Annotated in this window: 19 protein-coding genes and 3 pseudogenes; 9 read left to right on the plus strand and 13 right to left on the minus strand. The window is 65.3% G+C overall.

Annotated elements, in window-relative coordinates:
- Positions 1–282 precede the first annotated feature (282 nt).
- From H7K45_RS29960 to H7K45_RS29980, 5 genes are all read left to right on the plus strand, one after another.
- Positions 283–768 carry an NADPH-dependent FMN reductase gene (locus tag H7K45_RS29960; RefSeq protein WP_264000069.1) on the plus strand — a complete coding sequence of 162 codons (486 nt, stop codon included), beginning with the start codon at positions 283–285 and terminating at the stop codon, positions 766–768.
- Positions 768–1,262, plus strand: a complete 495-nt coding sequence (locus H7K45_RS29965) for a flavin reductase family protein (protein WP_264000070.1) — start codon at positions 768–770, stop codon at positions 1,260–1,262. Before H7K45_RS29960 ends, H7K45_RS29965 begins: the two co-directional genes overlap by 1 nt.
- Before the next feature lie 369 nt (positions 1,263–1,631).
- Complete coding sequence (locus tag H7K45_RS29970; protein WP_263999836.1) at positions 1,632–2,930, plus strand: NtaA/DmoA family FMN-dependent monooxygenase; 1,299 nt, start codon at positions 1,632–1,634, stop codon at positions 2,928–2,930.
- 2 nt (positions 2,931–2,932) lie between these two features.
- On the plus strand, positions 2,933–4,111 hold the full coding sequence (gene ribB, locus H7K45_RS29975; RefSeq protein ID WP_263999837.1) for a 3,4-dihydroxy-2-butanone-4-phosphate synthase: 1,179 nt from the start codon (positions 2,933–2,935) through the stop codon (positions 4,109–4,111).
- Positions 4,111–5,259, plus strand: a complete 1,149-nt coding sequence (locus tag H7K45_RS29980) for an MFS transporter (RefSeq protein ID WP_263999838.1) — start codon at positions 4,111–4,113, stop codon at positions 5,257–5,259. Before ribB ends, H7K45_RS29980 begins: the two co-directional genes overlap by 1 nt.
- A 154-nt stretch (positions 5,260–5,413) precedes the next feature.
- Here H7K45_RS29980 and H7K45_RS29985 read toward each other — a convergent pair whose 3' ends face one another.
- The 7 genes and pseudogenes from H7K45_RS29985 to H7K45_RS30015 all read right to left on the minus strand — a co-directional run bounded on the left by H7K45_RS29985 (position 5,414) and on the right by H7K45_RS30015 (position 11,040).
- On the minus strand, positions 5,414–6,061 hold the full coding sequence (locus H7K45_RS29985) for a nitroreductase family protein (RefSeq protein ID WP_263999839.1): 648 nt from the start codon (positions 6,059–6,061) through the stop codon (positions 5,414–5,416).
- 45 nt (positions 6,062–6,106) lie between these two features.
- Complete coding sequence (locus H7K45_RS29990) at positions 6,107–7,021, minus strand: NmrA family NAD(P)-binding protein (RefSeq protein WP_263999840.1); 915 nt, start codon at positions 7,019–7,021, stop codon at positions 6,107–6,109.
- A 34-nt stretch (positions 7,022–7,055) separates the two neighbouring features.
- Positions 7,056–7,917 (minus strand): annotated as a pseudogene (locus H7K45_RS29995) (LLM class F420-dependent oxidoreductase).
- The gene (locus tag H7K45_RS30000; RefSeq protein WP_263999841.1) at positions 7,917–8,816 is read right to left on the minus strand and encodes a TIGR03620 family F420-dependent LLM class oxidoreductase; all 900 of its coding nucleotides are present in this window, start codon (positions 8,814–8,816) and stop codon (positions 7,917–7,919) included. Before H7K45_RS30000 ends, H7K45_RS29995 begins: the two are co-directional and overlap by 1 nt.
- A 34-nt stretch (positions 8,817–8,850) precedes the next feature.
- Complete coding sequence (locus H7K45_RS30005; protein ID WP_263999842.1) at positions 8,851–9,597, minus strand: NADPH-dependent F420 reductase; 747 nt, start codon at positions 9,595–9,597, stop codon at positions 8,851–8,853.
- Positions 9,598–9,620: 23 nt separating this feature from the next.
- The gene (locus H7K45_RS30010; protein WP_263999843.1) at positions 9,621–10,088 is read right to left on the minus strand and encodes a MarR family winged helix-turn-helix transcriptional regulator; all 468 of its coding nucleotides are present in this window, start codon (positions 10,086–10,088) and stop codon (positions 9,621–9,623) included.
- A gap of 595 nt (positions 10,089–10,683) precedes the next feature.
- On the minus strand, positions 10,684–11,040 hold the full coding sequence (locus H7K45_RS30015) for an Rv2640c family ArsR-like transcriptional regulator (RefSeq protein WP_263999844.1): 357 nt from the start codon (positions 11,038–11,040) through the stop codon (positions 10,684–10,686).
- Positions 11,041–11,138: 98 nt separating this feature from the next.
- Here H7K45_RS30015 and H7K45_RS30020 point away from each other — a divergent pair, with 98 nt between their 5' ends.
- The 3 genes and pseudogenes from H7K45_RS30020 (at position 11,139) to H7K45_RS30030 (ending at position 13,357) form a co-directional block, all read left to right on the plus strand.
- Positions 11,139–11,588, plus strand: a complete 450-nt coding sequence (locus tag H7K45_RS30020; RefSeq protein ID WP_263999845.1) for an ArsI/CadI family heavy metal resistance metalloenzyme — start codon at positions 11,139–11,141, stop codon at positions 11,586–11,588.
- Positions 11,585–12,679: pseudogene (arsB, locus tag H7K45_RS30025) on the plus strand (ACR3 family arsenite efflux transporter); the annotation flags it as partial. The gene H7K45_RS30020 and the pseudogene arsB, both read left to right, overlap by 4 nt.
- An 8-nt stretch (positions 12,680–12,687) precedes the next feature.
- Positions 12,688–13,357 (plus strand): annotated as a pseudogene (locus H7K45_RS30030) (arsenate reductase ArsC).
- 78 nt (positions 13,358–13,435) lie between these two features.
- Here the strand turns inward: H7K45_RS30030 and H7K45_RS30035 are convergent.
- Both H7K45_RS30035 and H7K45_RS30040 read right to left on the minus strand, forming a co-directional pair.
- Positions 13,436–13,897: an SRPBCC family protein gene (locus H7K45_RS30035; RefSeq protein WP_263999846.1), complete on the minus strand. Its 462-nt coding sequence runs from the start codon at positions 13,895–13,897 to the stop codon at positions 13,436–13,438.
- Positions 13,898–13,905: 8 nt separating this feature from the next.
- Positions 13,906–14,550 carry an alpha/beta hydrolase gene (locus tag H7K45_RS30040; protein ID WP_308206449.1) on the minus strand — a complete coding sequence of 215 codons (645 nt, stop codon included), beginning with the start codon at positions 14,548–14,550 and terminating at the stop codon, positions 13,906–13,908.
- Positions 14,551–14,651: 101 nt separating this feature from the next.
- On the opposite strand from H7K45_RS30040, the gene H7K45_RS30045 reads away from it, so the two are divergent.
- A complete protein-coding gene (locus H7K45_RS30045) occupies positions 14,652–15,941 on the plus strand; it encodes a class I SAM-dependent methyltransferase (protein WP_372512694.1) in 1,290 nt (429 codons plus the stop codon).
- Here the strand turns inward: H7K45_RS30045 and H7K45_RS30050 are convergent.
- The 4 genes from H7K45_RS30050 to H7K45_RS30065 are packed head-to-tail and all read right to left on the minus strand — an operon-like array spanning position 15,938 to position 20,032.
- Positions 15,938–16,723 carry a DUF1295 domain-containing protein gene (locus tag H7K45_RS30050; RefSeq protein WP_263999848.1) on the minus strand — a complete coding sequence of 262 codons (786 nt, stop codon included), beginning with the start codon at positions 16,721–16,723 and terminating at the stop codon, positions 15,938–15,940. The genes H7K45_RS30045 and H7K45_RS30050 overlap by 4 nt on opposite strands.
- Entirely contained in the window at positions 16,720–17,991 is a 1,272-nt protein-coding gene (locus H7K45_RS30055; RefSeq protein ID WP_263999849.1) for a class I SAM-dependent methyltransferase, read from the minus strand. Before H7K45_RS30055 ends, H7K45_RS30050 begins: the two co-directional genes overlap by 4 nt.
- Positions 17,988–18,731 (minus strand): DUF1365 domain-containing protein, encoded by a 744-nt coding sequence (locus H7K45_RS30060; protein ID WP_263999851.1) that lies wholly within the window; start codon positions 18,729–18,731, stop codon positions 17,988–17,990. Before H7K45_RS30060 ends, H7K45_RS30055 begins: the two co-directional genes overlap by 4 nt.
- Positions 18,728–20,032, minus strand: a complete 1,305-nt coding sequence (locus H7K45_RS30065; RefSeq protein ID WP_263999852.1) for an NAD(P)/FAD-dependent oxidoreductase — start codon at positions 20,030–20,032, stop codon at positions 18,728–18,730. The genes H7K45_RS30060 and H7K45_RS30065 overlap by 4 nt, the downstream gene beginning before the upstream one ends.
- Positions 20,033–20,099 lie beyond the last annotated feature (67 nt).

Consider the following 20,099-nt stretch of genomic DNA (forward strand, 5'->3'; position numbering starts at 1 on the left):
CCCTTCGGTTTCCGGGTGGGGCATTCCGAATCGGATGGAGTGGAACCGCAGTCGGCGCTGGCGCGGAACGTCCAATCTAGGTAAGTGAAAGCAAAGCCGCGCTGCGTAACGGGATCGGGACGCGTCGATGTCCATCCCATTGCGCCGCGTAACGCGACGGTGGCCGATTCGCGGCGCAATGCAAGGTTTACCCCAGGGCGGAAGCGAGGACGTCGGCCCCTTGTTCACTAGGGGAATGTGCTCATGCCTACCCCTGATGCCGGATTCTCGGAGAGGATGTCGATGACCGTCGTGATCGTGGGAAATCCCAAACCAATGTCCAAGACACGGGCCGCCGCCGAACTGGTGGCCGAAGAGTTGACCGGCGCTGCCCCTCAACACGTCATCGACGTCGTCGACCTGGGTGCGGCCTTGTTCGGCTGGGGAGACCCCAAGGTCGCCGAGGCCAAGGACATCGTGAAGTCCGCTGACTGTCTGGTGGTGGCGTCTCCGACGTACAAGGCCACCTACACCGGATTGCTCAAACTGTTCCTCGACCAGTTCGGGGCAGGCGAACTGGGGCAGATTACGACGTTCCCGCTCATGCTTGGTGGTTCGTTGGCTCATGCAATGGCCCCCGAGCTGACGCTGCGCCCCGTGCTTGTCGAGATCGGTGCCAGCTGCCCGGCACCAAGCCTTTACCTTCTGGACTCCGAGTACCACACCTCGCCGGAACTGCCGAAGTGGCTCGAGCTCGCTCGTCGCTTCGCCCCGCAGGCGGCGTCGTGATCACCGCGACCAACGGCAAGTTCGACCAAGCCCTCCTACGGCAGGCCTTCGGGGCCTTCCCTAGCGGCGTCACGGCGTTCTGCGGTCTCATCGACGGGGTGCCCGAGGGTATGGCGGCCAGCTCGTTCACCTCGGTCTCCCTCGACCCGCCGCTGGTGTCGGTGTGCGTGGCCAACACCTCCGCCACGTGGCCGAAGCTGGCACCGCTGGACCGGCTCGGGCTCAGCGTGCTCGCCGGAGAACACGCGCCCGTGGCACGATCGTTGGCGTCGAAGACCGGCGACCGGTTCGCCGGTGTCGACTGGACCGCCACCGACACCGGGGCGGTGTTCGTGCACGGGTCGACGCTCTGGCTGGAGTGCGCACCGTTCAAACGCATCGAAGCCGGGGATCACGAAATCGTGGTGCTGCAGATCGTCGCGCTTGCCGTCTACCCCGACGCCGCCCCGATGATCTTTCACGGCAGCAAGTTTCACGGGATCGCCACGGCTTGACCGAAGGCGCCCCTCGGCTCACGAGTTCTGGTTCTCACGGAACGTGACGTCCGAATACGTGCTGTGGCGGCTCCTGTTCAAGCATTCGCCACGACTGTAACGGAGCGCGGCGGGTCGTGACCACGGCCGTCTCGAAATCTCGTCAACCTGACGTCCGGTAGGGCAGACACCAGCCATGGGCCATGGCGGTGACGTGCCGCCACGCATGCCGCTGCCCCAATGCCGTATGCCTCCGAGCGTATTCCGTCGGGCTTGGTGTGACGAGCCGCACCAATGAGATCGACAGCGCAATGTCGGAGCCATCGCGGAGTTACCCCGGAGTAACGCACGACTGTTTGTCTTTAGCCCGGGCAGAGGAGGGGAGAAGCCATGACCGACAAGGTCCACCTGGGATGGTTCCTGAAATTCGTTGCCGACGAATGGAGCGGCAGCTGGGGTGACGGCGGCCGTGACGTCACCGGCGACTTCTACGTCGACGTCGCCCGCGACTTCGAGCGTGCCAAATTCGACTACATCCTGATCGAGGACAAGCTGATGGTTTCCACCGCGTTCGGCGGAACCATGGAGCACGACCTCGAACACGGCATCAATCCCAAGCATGACCCGGTCCCACTAGCCGTGCTGATCGCGGCGGCGACCAGTCACATCGGCGTAATCCCAACGATGTCGACCAGCTTCTACCCCCCGTTCCTGCTGGCCCGGTCGTGCAGCGCGATCGACCACATCGCACGCGGCCGCTTCGGCTGGAACGTGGTGACCTCCGGTGAAGATCGCTCCGCGCAGAACTTCGGCATGGACCAGCTTTACGAGCACGACGAGCGATACGCGATGGCGAGCGAGTACGTGGCAGTGGTCAGCAAGCTCTGGCAATCCTGGGAGCCGGACGCCATCGAGCGCGACCACGCGACCGGAACGTACGCAAATTACCAGAAGGTCAACACCATTGACTTCGAAGGCAAGTACTACCAGTGTCGCGGGCCGCTGAACACTGCGCCCTCCCCGCAGTACCGGCCCACGATCGCCCAAGCGGGCGCGTCGCACCCCGGGCGGGAGTTGGCCGCACAGCACGCCGACACGATCGTCGCGCCGGCCGACGGCGCCGAGGCGATGGAGGCATACCGCGACGACATCCACGAGCGGATGATGGCCAATGGCCGTGACCCCTCGCACTGCAAGGTGCTCTACGTCGTGTCACCCATCGTGGCCGACACCTACGACGAGGCGGTGGCCAAGCAAGACCGGTGGTTCGACACACCGTCCTACATCGAGTACATGCTGGCTGAGATCTCGTCCATCACCGAGATCGACTTCTCTCAGTTCGATCTGGACAAGCCGCTTGGCGAACTGTCGACGAACGGCGAGCGCGGGTCACTGGAGAGCTCCGTGTCCAGCGGCGAGGGCAAGATGCTGCGTGAAATCGTCACCGGCAGCGGCCTTACCGCCAACATCTCGCTCGTGGGCACGCCCGCCAAGGTGGCCGGGGAGATGGGCGAGCTGATGGAACAGGTCGGCGGCGACGGGTTCCTGATCACCAGCCCGGTGATGCGGCTCAACCGCCGCTACGACACCGAGATCACCGACGGCTTGGTACCGGAGCTGCAGAAGCTCGGCCTTACCCGGACGGAGTACACCACCACGATAGTGCGAGACACGTTGCGCGAGTTCTGAGGATGACCGTGATCGGCACCAGATGTCGCGCGCCGGGCGCCAGCGCGGCCGCATCTCCATCGGTCGACGCCGCTGTCGACACCTTGCACGCGGGCCGCATGGTGATCGTGGTCGACGCCCAGAACCCGGATGACGACGGCCATCTCGTACTGGCCGCCGCGCACGCCACGCCCCAGCGGTTGGCATTCATGATGCGGCACACCGGGGGCATCCTCTGCGTCCCGATGCCGGCGGACGACTTGGATCGGCTGCATCTACCGCCCATGGTGGCGGTCAACGAAGATCCGCGGGGTGTGGGGTACACGGTGTCGGTCAATGCCCGGGCTGGAATCACCACGGGAATCTCGGCGGCCGACCGTGCTCGCACGATCTCGTTGCTTGCCAGCGCCGACACACGACCGGGCGACCTGAGTCGGCCTGGCAACGTGTTCCCGCTGCGAGCGGTTGACGGCGGCGTGTTGCGCAGAGCCGGTCACACCGAGGCGGCCGTCGACATGCTGCGCATGGCCAAGTTACCGCCCGTCGGCGTGACCGGAGAGGTGGTCGACGACGACGGCGTGGTGGCGCGCGGAGATCGCCTCCGTGCATTCGCTGCGGCACACGGTTTGCCCATCGTCACGATGGCGGAGCTGATCGCCTACCGACGTCGCACCGAGCGGCTGGTGGAGTTCAAGGCGTCCAGTCGTCTACCGACCCACCACGGCGAGTTTCGCGCCCACGGCTTCCGATCCGTGCTCGACGACCAAGAGCACATCGCGTTGGTCATGGGTGACCTACCTCGTGTGAATGGGTTACCAACGCTCGTCCGGGTTCATTCAGAGTGTCTGTTGGGCAACGTCTTCGGATCTGGCTCATGCGACTGCGGGACGAAATTCGAACGGTCGATGCAGATGGTCGCGGACGAGGGTCACGGTGTCGTGGTGTATCTACGCGGGCACGAGAGTCGATGCAACGCCCCGCGAAGGGAGGAGGGCGAGCAGGGTAATCAGCGGGACTACGGCGTCGGCGCGCAGATCCTCGCCGACCTCGGGGTCCACCGCATGCGACTGCTCACCAACAGTGCGGTGAAGGTAATCGGATTGGAGGCGTACGGTCTCGAAGTCGGCGCCACTGTGCCCCTGCCGGTGAGCTCAGGCCCGTGCGGCCTCGCCAATCTGCAGAATGAGTGTAGCCACTACTGATGCGTTGGTTCCTGCCGCTGATGGCGGCCGGCGGCGTGGTGATGAGCCTCACCGCACCTCTCGAAGTGGTCTTCGTCCGCGAGTTCTGGCATACCGGACTGTTCATCGGTAGCTTCATGCTCAGCGCATCCCTGGGCGTGATCGCCGTCGACGTGTTCGGCACCCGATTCATCCCAGGGCTCGACGCCAGGATGATGCTCGCCGTGGGGTTGGCCGTGTTCGGGGTGGCATGCATCGGGATCGGGTTGGCGACCGGCGGCGTCGTGATGATGGTTTCGCGGGTCCTTCAGGGCATCGGTGGCGGAGTGGTGCTCGGCGCCGGATTGCAGGCCGCCGTGCGGGTCCGTTCGATCGCGGGAGACGTCGCGCAGTCGGTCGGCCGGTTCAATGCGGCATTCTTGTTCGGGGGTGCCATCGGTGCGCCGGGTGGGTTGCTGGTCGCGGGGTTCGTCGACGGTCGGCTCGGCTACCAGGCGGCGTTCGTTGGCACGGGGGCGTTGTCGTTGATCGTGGCCACCGCCGTGACATTGGCGCTACCGCGTCTTCTTGCACCGCCGGGGGTTCCGTCGCCGCGGATCGGGCTGCCGAATTTCGGCCAGAACTCCGGCAGTCTCCCGGCGCTGGTGTTGGCGATGAGTGGTGACTTCCTGCGCGGCGGTGTGCTCTTCACCGCGCTTCCGTTGGCCGGTGCCGCCCTTGGGTACTCGAACCTGACGATCTCCGTTGCGATCGCGCTCATGTCAGGGGTGGAGATCGTCGTGTTGCTGATCGCCTACCGCTTCGTGCAAAGCGACGGGGTGGTGGCCATTTTGATGGCCTCGTTCGCGCTGGGCGTGGTGTGCGCGGCGCTGCTGACCGTGGCGGCAAACGAGACCGTGTACCTGGTGGCGGCCGCACTGTTCGGTGTGAGTCTGGCCGGGGCCACGGTGAGCCTGCCCGTCTTGGTGGTGGCCCAGGTCGGGGAGTCCTCTGCCGGACTGGCGAAGTTCCGGGTTTCGGCGGGCGTCGGCCTGCTGGCGGGGATGGTCGGATGCGCGGTCGTCGGCGCTCAGCTCGGCGTCGCCGCGCTCTTTGCTTTCATTGCCGTCATGTTGCTGGCCAGCGCACAGTTGGCGCGGGTTGTGGGAAGGCATACGGCGCCAACGTAACTGAGACGTGTCAACCGGGTTCAAAGCGAAAGACAATTCCTCCTTCAGGTGGCTCCTGGGTGGGCACGGAAGGACTGGGCCGTGTCAAGAGATGACCGCAAATACCATGGAGGCTGGCACGCGGCACCCGATTGGAGGGGTTGAGCCCAAATCCCTACCAGCGCCAGGAGTCCCAGCTGGAGACCTCTTCGGCGGGTAGTCTCATCGCCTTCTTGAAGTTGGTTCCCTTGGTGTAGGCGATCGGGAATAGCCCGCCTTGAGCCCAACCGTCGGTAGGGATACCGAGAATGTCTGCGACGTGCCGCTCGCCGTCGCCGATGAGGTGCGCGCTGGTCCATGCCGACCCGAGGCCTCGGGACCGCAACGCGAGCATGAAACTCCACGCCGCCGGCAGCAGCGATCCCCAAAATCCGGCGGAGGCGTTTGGTGGGCCACCGTCGGGGCGACCGGCTACACAGGGGATCAACAGGACCGGTACCTCGTGCAGGTGTTCGTTCAGGTAGAGGGCTGACCCGAGCATCGCGTTCATCTGACCGTCCCGAATGTCACCATGGCGGGCGAAGTTGCCGGTCAGCAATGACTTCTGCTGGGTCCGGTACACCTCTGCAATAGCCCGCTTCTTCTCCGGGTTCTCCACGAACAGCCAGCGCCACTCTTGGGCGTTGCCCCCCGTCGGCGCTTGCAGCGCCAACTCGAGACACTCGAGGACGACCTCGCGTGGTACCGGTCGATCCAGATCGAGCCGTTTGCGGACCGACCGGGTGGTGCTGAGAACCTCGTCGACGGAAAGGTCGAGACTCATTGCCGAACTCCTTCTCTGGACGAATCCCGGACACGGACCCGAACGTTAGGTCTGCGAGCCCGCGGTGAGACGGTCGCGGTTCTCGATCGCCCACTGTCGCAGCGAGGTCGAGGGGCGACCGGTGACGAATTCGACGTCGTCGCGGACGGTGCCGATGTAGCCCATCCGCCCGTCGATGACTTGGCGGGTGAATTCCACGCCCGCGTCGGCGTACCACGACTCGACGGTGGTGCTGCCGTTGGCGATGGATGCCTTGAACTCCTCTGGCCCTCGGATGTCGCAGCGAATCTCCTGGCCGAGGACGTCAGAGAGGATAGTAGCCACCTCGGGTCCCGAGGCCACCTCGGTGGACAGCCAGTACTCCTTACCGCCATGTCGAGAAGGTCCCTGCCGCAACACGGTGGCGGCCACGGCGGCGATGTCACGCGCGGCGATCCATCCGACCCGGCGGTCACCCCAATAGACACTGAACGCACCATCATCGACCGGCGTCATGGACGCCAGCCCCTCCATGAACACGTTGGGGTGCAAGTGCGTCCACGCCACGCCGCTTCCTTCGATGTAGCGTTCGATCATCTGGTGCCAGACGAAGTGCGGGTCGGTGACGTCCCAGTTGGCGAATACTCCCTGGTGCACGATGTGGCCGACGCCGGCTTTGACCGCGGCGTCGACGAGGGTCTTGCTCTGGGTCAGCATGGCCACGGTGTAGCCGGTCAGCAGGTAGACCCTGTCCACGCCGTGCAGTGCGTGGGCGAAGGTGCTCGGATCGTCCAAGTCGAGGCGTACCGCGTCGCGTCCTGCTGCGCGCAGTTCGTCGACCTGGGTGGGTTTGCGTGCGCCGTAGCGGACCCGGACGTCGCCCGGGTCGCGTTCGAACTCCGCCATGATGAGCGTGCCCACCTGGCCGGTCGTCCCGATGACGAGCACGAGGGGTTTCGTGGAATCGATTTGCGTTGCCATGAGGTCAATCTTTCCGTTGGAGATGTGCCAGACGTCAGAGCAGCGACTCGGCCACTGAGGTCAGGACGGTGAGGTGGTCGTCGACGGTCGCCAGGCCCGCGTCCATGGTGCTGATCGAAACATGCGTCGCGCCAGCGTCTTTCCACGCCGACAGGTCGCGCGCCACGGTGTCGAGGTCGCCCGTGTAGATGGTCCGGCCCTCCATTCCGATGGTCGAGGGGTCGCGGCCGGCGTCGAGGGCGGCCTGAGCGACGACGCCGCGCGCGTCGTCGAGTTTGGGTCCGGGTTCGATCAGCGGGAACCAGCCGTCGGCGATTCGGCCGGCCCGCCGATAACCCGGTGCCGATGCCGCGCCGATCCAGATCGGGATCGGGCGTTGCACCGGCAGGGGAGCGATGCCGGCACCAGTGATGCGGTGATACTCGCCGACGAAGGTCACGCTCTGCTCACACCACAGGCGGCGCAGCAGCGTGATCTGCTCGTCCGAACGTTCACCGCGGCTGGTGAAATCCTGTCCGAAGCGCTTCGAATTCGACGGCATTCCAGCCCACACCGACACCGAGTCGCAGCCGGCCGCTGCTGAGCAGGTCGACCTCGGCTGCCTGCTTGGCCACCAGGACGGTCTGACGTTGCGGCAGGATGATCACGCCTGTGACCAGTTCCACCGTCTGGGTGACCGCGGCGAGGTAGCCGAACATGACCAGCGGCTCGCTGAACGTCGTGTGCACGTCGTAGGCCCGGTCCCAGCCGGTGTGGACTTCTGGGTCGGCGCCGACGACGTGGTCGTAGGCCAGGATGTGGGTGTACCCGAGCTCCTCGACGCGCTGTCCGTAGGCGCGGATTGCGCCGGGGTCTCCGCCCAATTCGGTCTGCGGATAGGTTACTCCGACGCGCATCACAGGACCAAGGCCGCGGCGAGCGCGCGCAGGTCGGGCAGCGGGTCCTCGGTCGGCGCGTCGACGGCGACCTGCACGACGACGTGGTCGGCGCCGGCATCCAGATGCGCGGTCACCGAGGCGGCCGCCTCCTCGGCCGTTCCCATGCCGACCAGTGCACGCGCCAGCCGTTCCGACCCACCAATCACAACATCGGTCTCGTCGAAACCCTGCCGCAGCCAGGAGTTTCGATAGTTGTCCAGCCGAGAGTAGAGATCCAAGTGGTTGTGGGCGCGACGCAGCTGGTCCTCGGCGCTGCCGCCGATGGCGATGGCTTGTTCGGTGACGATCCACCGGTCCTCTCCGAGGATGGCGCGGGTGGTCCGCGTCTGCTCGGGCAGCACCAGATACGGATGTGCGCCATCGGCGCGCTCGCCGGAGAGTCCGATCATCCTGGGTCCCAGCGCCGCCAGCAGACGCGTCGGCCGGGTACCGGACTCAAGTTCGGCCGGCACCGAGTCCATGCCGTCCAGATAGGAGCGCATCATCGCCAGCGGCTTGCGGTAGGCACCGCCGAGCGAACCTACGACGAACGGGGCGTGGCTGACGCCCAGGCCCAGGATGAACCGTCCCGGGTAGAGGGCGGTCAGCATCCGGGCGCCACTTTCGGCCATCGTGGGTATTCGGACGTGGATGTTCGCGATGCCGGTCCCGACCACCAGGCGCTCGGTGGCACCGAGGAAGGCTGCGGATTCGACGAGCACGTCTTTGCCGCCGCCCTCGGGCATGAACAACGATCCGTATCCGAGGTCCTCGATCTCGCGGGCTATGTTCTGCGCGTCGCGGATCGGCCAGGGCTCGCTGTTCCAGAACACGCCGATCTTTGACGGGAAGTCAATGAGGCCAGGCTTATTCGTCATGTGAATACCTTCGCTTCGCGGATGGGGCGCACGCTCACATGAAGATGGCGCGCACCAGTCGGACGGCGTAGTCCGAGTCGGGGTTCGTCGTGCCGTCGCCGACTCGTTCGGCGATGGCGGCGATGGAGATGTCGCGGCGCTTGGGCAGTCGATCCTTCTCGGCCGTGGCCAGGGCGGCACCCATGTCGTCGCTGGTGAGGTCCGTGCAGTAGCACGGAGCACCGGGTTGCTGTCTCCACGACTCCGACAGCGGGCCGGCGTCGAAACCGTCGAATCCGGTCTGATCGACCAACGCCATTCCGAGCCCGCGGGCGTCGGGGTCGTCGGCGGCAACCGGGATCGCGATGCGACCAGGAGTTCCCGCGGGTACCCCCTTCTCGGCGAATGACGCCGACCCGATGGCGTTCCACGCCTTGACGATCGGCCGTCCGATCTGCTCGGACAACCACACGCTTTCGACCTCGCCACCGTCGACGGCGTCGATTCGGTCATCGCGGAGGGGGTAGTAATTCGACGTGTCGACGACGACGGCGTCGGCCGGCGCCGCGGAGAGCACCGATGCGAAGGACGGCATGCGATTGAAGGGGATCGACAGGATGACGACCTCGACATCACGTACCGCGTCAGCCGCGTCGACGGCGCGGGCACCGGTGGACAACGCCTCGGGGTCGATCGTCGCCGGGCCGCGAGAATTGGCGATCTTGACCTCATGCCCGGCTGCACTCAACGTGCGACTCAAGGTCTTGCCGATGTTGCCGGCGCCAATGATGCCTATCTTCATTCTTGCTCCCTAATGATTGTTTGTCAGTCGGCGGCCGGGTACGCGAGGCCCTCGAGCGTCCGACGAAGGTCCTGCAGGCCGGCGTCGTCGAGCTGGCACGCTGACTTGATCTTGTCGGTGACGCCCCGGACCTCTGCTTCGAGTGCGCGACCCGCTTCGGTCAGATCGACCAGGACCCGCCGCTCGTCGGTGCGATCACGCACGCGCGACACCATTCCGGCGGCTTCCAATCGCTTGACCAGTGGCGTGATCGTTCCCGTGTCCATGTCCAAACGGGCACCAAGCGCACCGACGGTCTGGGGTGCTCCGTCGAGCAACGCCAGGATGACCAGGTACTGGGGGAAGGTCAGTCCCAACGGCTCAAGAAATGGCTTGTGCAGGCGAACCATCCGGTTCGCAGCACCGTAGAGCGCGAACGACAGTTGCTCGCCCAGGCTGTAGTTCGAGCCCGATGCCGTTGCCTCAGGTGAATCTCCAGTACGTGATTCCATAGTGCACTAGACAATAGCACTCGAGATGACTAGGGGCGATGGGATCGGTGGTCGAACTCGCGGACACGACGGGGAGCGGTACGACGTTTCGTTGCCGGCTCCGACTGTTGCTCAACCGCTAATCAACCAAAGCGCGCCCTTCAGTGCGGCCCCCGTCCCGCATCGGGAACTGCAGTTCAATGCCACCGCGGCAAGCGCAGTCATCTGACGCGCAGGGCTGCTGTTAGAGCGCAAACGCCTATTCTCCCAAGAGCCCCTTTGTGTGCCAAGGGTGCCAAGACGTGTCACCTCGGTCTCGTAGCGACACGTCGGATGCACGCCGCCCGGTAGCACCAACGGAACCGTCGTTAGTGACGACATTCTTGACGACAACGCTGACGACAATCGCTTGTTGAACCACGTCGGCTACGGACCAGATCGCCTGCTAAACAGCCTGTTCAGGTTCTCTGCACGCTCCTGGCAGTGTGGGGGTCAGGGGTTCGAATCCCCTTAGCTCCACCCTTGGAAACCCGCTCCGACCATTGGTCGGGGCGGGTTTCTCGTGTGCGGGGTGTATTCAACGCGACGCCCTAGGCGTGGCGACCAAGGCAGCGTCTTAGGTGCAACAGCTTGGGTCGAGTACCCGACACAGAGCCGTTAGTGCGTCGCGGCGGGCGCTGTGATGCACACTCATCCCCTGGCGCTCGGAGGTGACGAACCCCGCTGTGCGCAGCTGACTTAGGTGGTGGCTCACAGTCGATTCCGATAGCCCGACGGCTGCGGCGAGTGAACCTGTAGTGCACTGCTCGGAGGCCGTGAACAACAGCGACATGAGCTTGACGCGCGCCGGGTCGGCCAGTGCCTTGAGCCGCATTGCGACGTCGAGCGCCGCGGCGTCATCAGCTGGTCCGGCCGCGACCGGCGCGCAGCACACCGGCTCGGACATGTCGATGACGGGCAGTGTCTTGGGCACGTTCTCACTATGCCGAGGCTGTTGACATAAGTCAAAAAGGTCGGTAGACCAATATCCGACAACCCTTTCGGCATATGTCGCACACCTCGGAGGCTCCCATGTCCCGCGTTCAACTCGCTCTCAACGTCGACGATCTCGCCGCGTCCATCGAGTTCTACTCGACGCTGTTCGGCACCAAGCCTGCCAAGGTCAAGCCCGGCTACGCGAACTTCGCCGTCGCCCAACCGCCGCTCAAGCTCGTCCTGATCGAGAACGCCGGCAAGGGTGGGTCGATCAATCACCTAGGTGTCGAGGTCAACTCGACCGAGGCGGTGCACTCGGAAATCGCGCGCCTCGCCGGAGCCGGCCTGTTCACCGAGGAGGAGATGAACACCACCTGTTGCTTCGCGACCCAGGACAAAGTGTGGGTGACCGCCCCTGATGACGAGAAGTGGGAGGTTTACACCAAGCTCGCTGACGCGGAGACGTTCGGCGCGTCCGACCCGGCGCAAGAGACCGCCGACGGCGACGCTTGCGCGTGCGACTGCGGCCCGAAGGTCGGCGATTGAGCACACCGACGCCCGCCGACTACGAGCCGGTCATCGGTCGGCTGTCCACGCTCGACCGGCTCCTACCCGTGTGGATCGGCGCCGCAATGGTGGCCGGTCTGCTGCTGGGCTCCGCCGTGCCCGGCCTCGACCGGGCGCTCAGTGCCGTTCAGCTGGACGGCATCTCGTTGCCCATCGCCATCGGGCTCCTGGTGATGATGTACCCGGTGCTGGCCAAGGTGCGTTATGACCGCCTCGACACCGTGACCGGCGACCGCAAGTTGATGGCGGCGTCTCTGGTGCTCAATTGGGTGATCGGCCCGGCGCTGATGTTCGCGCTGGCGTGGCTGTTGTTGCCCGACCTGCCCGAGTATCGCACCGGCCTGATCATCGTCGGACTGGCGCGGTGCATCGCCATGGTCGTCATCTGGAATGACCTCGCCTGCGGTGACCGCGAAGCCGCCGCCGTGCTGGTGGCGCTCAACTCGGTCTTTCAGGTGGTCATGTTCGCGGTACTGGGCTGGTTCTACCTGTCGGTGCTGCCCGGCTGGCTCGGCCTCGACCGAACGTCAATCAGCGTGTCGCCGTGGCAGATCGCCAAGTCGGTGCTCATCTTCCTCGGCGTTCCGCTAGTGCTCGGCTACCTCTCACGCCGCGTCGGTGAGCGCACCAAGGGCCGCGACTGGTACGAGGACCGATTCGTCCCCAAGATCGGGCCGTGGGCGCTCTACGGGTTGCTGTTCACCATCGTGATTCTGTTCGCCCTGCAAGGGGCTCAGATCACCTCGCGTCCCCTCGATGTCGTTCGTATTGCCCTACCGCTGCTGGTCTACTTCGCCATCATGTGGGGCGGCGGATACATCCTCGGTGCGGCGCTCGGTCTCGGGTATCAGCGCACCACGACGCTCGCGTTCACCGCCGCCGGAAACAACTTCGAATTGGCCATCGCGGTGGCCATCGCCACATACGGCGCGACGTCGGGCCAGGCGCTCGCCGGGGTGGTCGGCCCGCTCATCGAGGTGCCTGTTCTGGTCGCCCTGGTGTACGTGTCACTCGCGCTGCGGCGACACTTCACATCGTCCACCCCCGACTCGATTCCAACGGCCGACCGGAACACACCATGACCGACAGCCCCGCATCCGTAGCCGCGCATGTACGACATCTCGATTGACCAGCAGCTCGCGCTGAGAACAGCCGCGACGCGCTTGCACGACGACTTCGCAGACCACTTCGCTCTGGAGACAATCGAACGGTTCCTGCACTCCTCCTATGACCAAGTCGCTGGGCGCGCGACCGTTCCCAACTTCCTGCCGTTGCTGGCCGAACGGTGGGCCCGTCAACGCCTCACGGCGCTGGCGCGCGTCGAGGGCAAGGTCACCGACACCAAGCCCACCGTGTTCTTCCTCTGCACGCACAACGCGGGCCGGTCACAGATGGCCCTCGGCTATTTCAACCACCTCGCGGGCGACCAGGGCGTCGCCTGGTCCGGCGGTTCCGAGCCCGGCAACGAGATCAACCCCGCCGCCGTGCAAGCGATGGCCGAGGTCGGCATCGACATCACCCGCGAGTTCCCAAAGCCCTGGACCGATGAGATCGTGCAAGCCGCCGACGTCGTCGTGACGATGGGTTGCGGTGACGCCTGCCCGTTCTTCCCCGGCAAGCGTTACGAGAACTGGGATTTGACCGACCCCGCCGGGCAGGGGGTTGACGTGGTGCGACCGATCCGTGACGACATCGAGGGCCGCGTGCGTCGTCTCCTGGCCGAACTCCACATCACGCCAGTCAGGTGAGCGCCAAGGGTTCGACGACAGTTGTCGTTGGAAGATCGGCACAACACTCGAACGACGAGCGATTGACGGCAGCGGTAGTCAGCTGTGCGGTTGCGTCCCGCCACCGGCGGCAAGACCGTTGAGAACCGTCGTCATCTGCGACTGGGTGTCGTTCGCCAGTTTCTCGAACACCACCTTCATCACCGGACTGAGCAGCTTGGCTACGCCATGCATCTCGAGGTCGGCGCGGTAGGTCAAGGTCGAACCGGTGCCGGAGGCGTCGACGGTTATGTTGTCGGTCGACGTCGAGGACTTGTTGCGGCCAACGAACACCAACGTTCTGCCGGTGGCCCTCTGCAACACGTACGTCAATTCGGCCGTCACTCCGAAGATCTTCGACACGTTGTGCCATTCGGCTCCCTCGGCCAGCGGACCGTCATCCCTGCGCGTGCAGGACTGGGTGCCGGGATCCCACTCCTGCGCGTTGGCGAAGTCCTTCAGGTACTCGGTGACCCGGTCCGGCGGCAGGTCGACCGAAAACGTTCTCGACACGGTAGGCATGTTGCTGTTTACCCTTTCTCGCCCGATGAATTCGGAGAGCGTCGCACCGCTGTGCGGTTGGCACCCACCAGTTGATTCGCCACGAACTCGGCGGGCAGGCGGTGCCAATCCCGCCACCGCCTGAGCATGAAGTGATCAGCGCCCTCGAGGCCCACCCACTCTGCATCCACTCCCCGCAGGCGGGCCCGCTCCGTCTGCGCTCGCGATCGGCGCGGGTCGGTCCACGTATCGGCGGTGCCATGCACGACGAGCAGCCGAGTCCCGGCCGGGATCAGGTCTCCGTCGTCGCCCACCCACCACGGGGCAAGGGCCACCACGGTTCCTACGACGCCCCGAGCAGCCAAATGGGCAGCAACGCGGCCGCCCATCGAATGACCGACCACCGCGATGTCGCGCGGCTCGAACCTGCCGCGGACCTCGTCGAGCAACTTCTCGGCGTCCCGCAGGGGATCACGCCGTGGGTCGTTCCACCCGCGCAGACGGTAGCGCAGACGCCGTACCTCGACCTGCGGGCCCAACCGCCGCCGCAGGGTGCTGGCGAGCAACATCATCCTGACGTTTGCCAGCTGCCACGGCCGCGAGGGACGGTCGCTGTGCACCCTTCCACCTGGAAGCACCACCACACATCCGCGCACTTGGGTTCGCACCGTCACGATGTGAGTTCGTAGTCACGCCCGCCAAGGATGGGACAGGAGCGTGTGCTGCCAGGCACAGTGGGGGTACTGCTGTCCAAGAAGCGATGGAGAATATTCTCGTGAGCGTTGCCCACCGCCTTGCCCGACTCGTCCGCGACGTCACCGGTGCCGAACTGCCGGTGCGCATACGCGCCTGGGACGACAGTGAGGCGGGTCCTAGTGGCGGCCCCGTCATGGTCATCAGGTCGCGACGGGCGCTGCGCCGTTTGCTCTGGGCGCCGGGAGAACTCGGTCTTGCGCGGGCGTACGTGAGCGGTGACATCGACGTCGACGGTGACTTGGCCGAGGGATTCCGCCGGGTGTGGCAGCAGTCCCGCGCCCGGCCGGCGAGCCGATCTCTGCGAGCCCGCGACCTCGCGCAGGCAGCGGTGGTCGCCGCGCGGCTGGGCGTCGTGGGTGCGCCGCCCCGTCCACCCGCCTCCGAAGCGCGGCTGACGGGCAGACGGCATACGCGGCATCGCGACGTCGCGGCGATCTCCCACCATTACGACCTGTCCAACGACTTCTACCGGCTGCTGCTCGACGAGCACATGGCCTATTCGTCGGCGTACTTCACCCATGACGGCCAGACCCTGCACGACGCACAAACTGCAAAGTTGGACCTCGTCTGCCGCAAGCTCGGCCTCAAGCCGGGGATGAAACTACTCGACGTCGGCTGCGGCTGGGGATCGCTGATCATCCACGCCGCGCGGCACTACGGTGTCACCGCGACGGGTATCACGCTCTCGGCCGAACAACGTGCGTTCGTCTCCGAGCGCACCGCTGGCACTGACCTCGCCGATCGGGTCGAGGTGCGCCTACAGGACTACCGCGAATTCGGTTCGCTCCCCGAGGCGGACGCCCAGTTCGACGCCGTCGGGTCGATCGAGATGGGCGAACACGTCGGTGAAGAGCACTACGGGCAATACGCGCAGATAATGTACGACGCACTCAAACCGACGGGACGCTTACTGCTGCAACAGATGTCGCGCCGGGTGGGTGCCGCTCCGGGCGGCGGTGCATTCATCGAGTCATACATCGCGCCCGACATGCACATGCGCCCACTCGCCCACACGGTCGACCTCCTGCAATCATCCGGATTCGAGATCCGCGACGTGGAGGCAATGCGCGAACACTATGTGCGCACCGTGGACCATTGGCTCGAAACGTTCGATCGCCGCAACGACGAATTCGTCGCACTGCAGGGCGACGAAGTCGCCCGCGTGTGGCGGCTCTACCTGGTCGGCGGTGGACTGGCCTTCGCCGAGGGGCGCATGGGCGTAGACCAGATTCTGGCCGTCAAACCCACCGTGGACGGTAGGGCCGAGATGCCGCACACCCGGCCTTGGGCCGCGGCGGCAACCGATTAGGCGGGCCGCTTCTTGGGGGGCCGCGGCAGAAAGAACGGCGTGCGCGAACAATATTCCTCGAACCCCGGCCGGCCCATCATGTGCTTCTCGGTCAGCCGGCCACCGGTTGCGTACACCAGGAAGTAGGTCATCAGCACCGGGGACAACACCGTCGCCAGAGAACTCCACTCGGCAACGCTGATCAGCCACAGTCCCCACCACACAGCGGCGTCGCCGAAATAGTTCGGGTGCCGCGTCCACGCCCACAGCCCGCGGTCCATGATGGCGCCCTCGTTGGCCAGATCGGCCTTGAACGCCTTCAACTGATGGTCGCCCACGGCCTCGAACGTGATGCCCACGGCCCAACCGACGACGCCTACGGCCATGGCCGCCAACAGGAGCGACGGTGTCGGTCCGAGGGTGGCCGACAGCTGTATGGGAAGCGCGATGAACCAGGTCGCAGCGGACTGGACGAGGAAGATCCGGCGGATGACATGGCCGGCCGAGAAGTCGTCGTTCAGCAGTCTTCGGTAGCGCGGATCTTCACCATTCCCCTTGGTCTTGCGAAACAGGTGCCACGCCAACCGAAGACCCCACAGCGCCGTCAGCACCAGGAGGAGGATCCGTCGGAACACATCGCCGCTGCCAAGCACCGCGGCCACCGCGGCGATCGCGGTGAAGCCGATGCCCCAGCTGACGTCGACGACGTTGTAGCGGCCGATGACCCGACCGACGAGAAAGGTCACCGTGTGAACGACGGCGACGGCCACGAAGGACGCGGCGCTCACCACCACGAAGTTCACCAGCGGCCTCCGGACGGGGCGAACGTCCACTGACACACGTCGAGATAACCGGACCGGAAACCGGCCTCCGAGTACGCGAGGTACAACTCCCACATACGGGCGAAGACGTCGTCGAATCCCAACGCCAATACCGCGTCCCGGTTCGCCACGAATCGCTCCCGCCACAGCTTCAACGTCTCCGCATAGTGCGGCTGCAGAGACACCATGTCCTCGGTGCGCAGGCTGGTGTGCCGCTCGGTGATGCCGAGTATTGCCTGCCTGGATGGCAGCAGACCGCCTGGGAAGATGTACTTCTGGATCCAGGTGTGGGTGTTGCGACTGGCAAGCATCCGCGAGTGCGGCATCAGGATCGCCTGAATGGCGACCCTACCGCCCGGGTTCACGAGCCGGTCGAGGGCGCGGAAGTAGGTGGGCCAGAACGAGTAACCGACAGCCTCGATCATCTCCACGGAGACGACGGCGTCGTAGCGACCCGACACGTCGCGATAATCGCAGAGTTCGACGTCGACGCGGTCCGACAGGCCAGCGGCCGCGACTCGTTGACGCGCCGCGCGCTGCTGCTCGGATGACAGGGTGATCGAACGCACCCGGGCACCGCGGGTGGCAGCCCGGACGGACAATTCGCCCCAGCCGGTGCCGATTTCGAGCACCGTGCTGCCCGGCCCGACTCTCGCCGCGTCGAGCAGTCGGTCGATCTTGCGGCATTGAGCACCGGCGAGGTCATCCCAAGATGCCGGCAGAGCGGGGAACAACGCGCTCGAGTACGTCATCGTCTCGTCGAGGAACTGCGCGAACATCTGATTGGAGAGGTCGTAGTGCTCACCGATGTTGCGCCGGGCTTGATCTAGGTTGTTGTGCTGGGAACGCGGTTGCCGCACCAAGGCAATCGGTCGCAGTGTCTGCAGGTAGCGCGGCACCAAGTCGGCAAGCGAGGTTGCGAACACGGTGAGCACGCCGACGAGGTCGTCGGATTCCCACTCCCCGGCCATGTAGGACTCACCGAAGCCGATCAGACCGGTATGCCCGACGCGGCGAGCCAGCCGATCCGGTTGCCGTAGTGTGAGTGTCGGCGCTGCGGGGTCGGCCGCACCCACCACTGAGCCGTCCGGATAGACCAGCCGCAGCGGAAGTTTGCGCGCCGCGTCACGCAGGAGTTGCGAGGCTATCCGGGCCGACAGTACGGCCATCGGTCCGCGTGGCACGCGGGCGAGCGCAGGCCACCGAGCTCGGTCGACTGGACCTGCGGTGGTTTCCGTATCGGCAGTCACCGTGGTTTCGCCCCTTCGACGTCGATCTCGCCGCCGTGCCGCCGCGGCACCACCGTAAGACCTCGCAGCCACAACAGAATTCCATGGAAACGGATTGCCAGGGTACCCATCAGCGGTGCCAGTGGCGCGACGAGTTGGAGCACGAGGACCTGCCGCGGTGTGAATTGCCGTCGTTCGCCGTGCACCGTCGCGACGAACGGGGGATGACCCTCCCGATGCAGCGATACGACGACGTCGAGAACGGCCCCGGGAAGCGGCGCCGAAATTCGGTAGTGCCCGTCGACGCCGTTGAACGGCGAGACGTACATCTCCTTCGGAATCATCACCGATCGATTCTGCTGCGCTGGAATCACATATGCGTGTCTGTCGCCGTAGGTGTTGTGCACCTCGGCGATGACACAGCGCAATTCGCCTGTCGTATCGTGGCACCAGTACAGGCTGAGCGGATTGAACACGTATCCCAGGACCCTGGGTTGGAGGGCAGCGGTCACCGTGCCGCCGCCGAGGTCGACGTCGTGCGCGGCCAGACACGCGCCGACGCGCTGTCGAAGCGAGTCCGCAGGCCCGTCATTGAAGTGGTCTACGGCCTCGAACCGAGCGAACGGTCGCAGCCACCATGGCAGTTTCGGTAACTCGTCGACGTCGACGTACCAGCTGTAGCTGCGGAATTCGAACTCGTGGTGAACAGGGGCCTGCCTGCGGTGCCTGATCGTGGTTCGGTAGAGCGCCGGCGCCGTCATGCGGGAACCGCTGTTCGCCACCGACCGATGTGAGGCCAGTCCGCGCCGAGCCGTCGGGCCGCCCGCAACCCGGAGGCGCAACCGTCCTCGTGGAATCCCCACCCGTGATAAGCGCCTGCAAAGGTGATCTGATCGTCGTCTAGTGATGGCAACAGTCGTTGCGCAGCAACGGATTCCGCTGTGTACAACGGATGCTCGTAGGTCATCTCCGCTAGGACCAGCGACGGATCGATGAGATCCTGGCCACCCAGGGTGACCAGGAAGCGCCGCGCTCCGTCGAGCCGCATGAGCCGTGTGACGTCGTATGTGATCAGAACCTGTTCACGGTCAACGGGTTTCAGGTAGTTCCACGAGGCCCGAGCGCGCCGGCGTCGCGGCAACACGGATACGTCACCGTGCAGGAGCGCAGGATTGGTCGAGTAGGTAATCGACCCAAGCACGGAACGCTCGGCTTGGGTCGGTTCGTCGAGCATCGACAGGGCCTGATGCGGATGGGTCGCGATGACGGCGGCGTCGAATCGGCGCGGTTCGCCGTCGGCAGTGACGATTACGCCGCCGTCGATTCTGTGCACCGAGCGAACCGGCGCGCCGGACCGGACTTCGGCGACATCTTTCAGGATGGCATTCACGTAGGTTGCCGAACCGCCCCGCACGGTCCGCCACGTCGGTGAACGCCTGACTGAAAGCATGCCGTGATGTTCGAGGAAGACGAAGAGGTAGCGAGCGGGGTACTCCATCGCCACACCCGGCGCACAGGACCAGACCGCCGATACCAGCGGCGTCATGAAGCATTTGACGAAGAAGGCCGAGAACCCGTGCCGCGACAAGAACGATCCCAGCGTCTCCACGTCGCCGGTGTCGTCGGTGGCGAGCAAGCGGGTGGCGACCCGGTGAAAGCGCTTCACCTCGGCGAGCATCTTCACGTAGCGCGGTCGGGTCATAGAGGCCCACGAGGGGAACAACCCGCCGATGCCGCGGGCACCTGCATATTCGAGCCCGACGCCGTCGTCGCGCACGGACATCGACATCTCCGTCTCGACGGTTTCGATGCCGAGGTCGGCGAACAGCCGGCACAGCGTGGGATAGGTGCGGTCGTTGTGCACCAGAAACGCCGAATCGACTCCGACCGTAGTGCCGTCACCGCGATCTAGGTGGTGAGTGTGCGCATGCCCACCTAGCCGAGTGTCCGCCTCGAACAGCGTCACTCGGTTGCGCTCGCTCAGCACGTGTGCTGCGGTGAGCCCTGCCACTCCGCTCCCGATCACGGCGATCGCGCGCTGACTTGGGTTGGCCCGTTCCACGCATAGTCATTCGGTGCAGTCTGGCCCGCGGATTGCTCGAATCAATTGAACGTAGTTCCACCCTTGT

Source organism: Mycobacterium yunnanensis (genome assembly GCF_025823185.1).
Classification (GTDB): domain Bacteria; phylum Actinomycetota; class Actinomycetes; order Mycobacteriales; family Mycobacteriaceae; genus Mycobacterium; species Mycobacterium yunnanensis.

Coding starts and splice junctions, on each gene's coding strand:
- H7K45_RS29960 (WP_264000069.1), top strand. CDS start 283: ATGACCGTCGTGATCGTGGGAAATCCCAAACCAATGTCCAAGACACGG.
- H7K45_RS29970 (WP_263999836.1), top strand. CDS start 1,632: ATGACCGACAAGGTCCACCTGGGATGGTTCCTGAAATTCGTTGCCGAC.
- ribB (WP_263999837.1), top strand. CDS start 2,933: ATGACCGTGATCGGCACCAGATGTCGCGCGCCGGGCGCCAGCGCGGCC.
- H7K45_RS29980 (WP_263999838.1), top strand. CDS start 4,111: ATGCGTTGGTTCCTGCCGCTGATGGCGGCCGGCGGCGTGGTGATGAGC.
- H7K45_RS29985 (WP_263999839.1), bottom strand. CDS start 6,061: ATGAGTCTCGACCTTTCCGTCGACGAGGTTCTCAGCACCACCCGGTCG.
- H7K45_RS29990 (WP_263999840.1), bottom strand. CDS start 7,021: ATGGCAACGCAAATCGATTCCACGAAACCCCTCGTGCTCGTCATCGGG.
- H7K45_RS30000 (WP_263999841.1), bottom strand. CDS start 8,816: ATGACGAATAAGCCTGGCCTCATTGACTTCCCGTCAAAGATCGGCGTG.
- H7K45_RS30005 (WP_263999842.1), bottom strand. CDS start 9,597: ATGAAGATAGGCATCATTGGCGCCGGCAACATCGGCAAGACCTTGAGT.
- H7K45_RS30010 (WP_263999843.1), bottom strand. CDS start 10,088: ATGGAATCACGTACTGGAGATTCACCTGAGGCAACGGCATCGGGCTCG.
- H7K45_RS30020 (WP_263999845.1), top strand. CDS start 11,139: ATGTCCCGCGTTCAACTCGCTCTCAACGTCGACGATCTCGCCGCGTCC.
- H7K45_RS30035 (WP_263999846.1), bottom strand. CDS start 13,897: ATGCCTACCGTGTCGAGAACGTTTTCGGTCGACCTGCCGCCGGACCGG.
- H7K45_RS30060 (WP_263999851.1), bottom strand. CDS start 18,731: ATGACGGCGCCGGCGCTCTACCGAACCACGATCAGGCACCGCAGGCAG.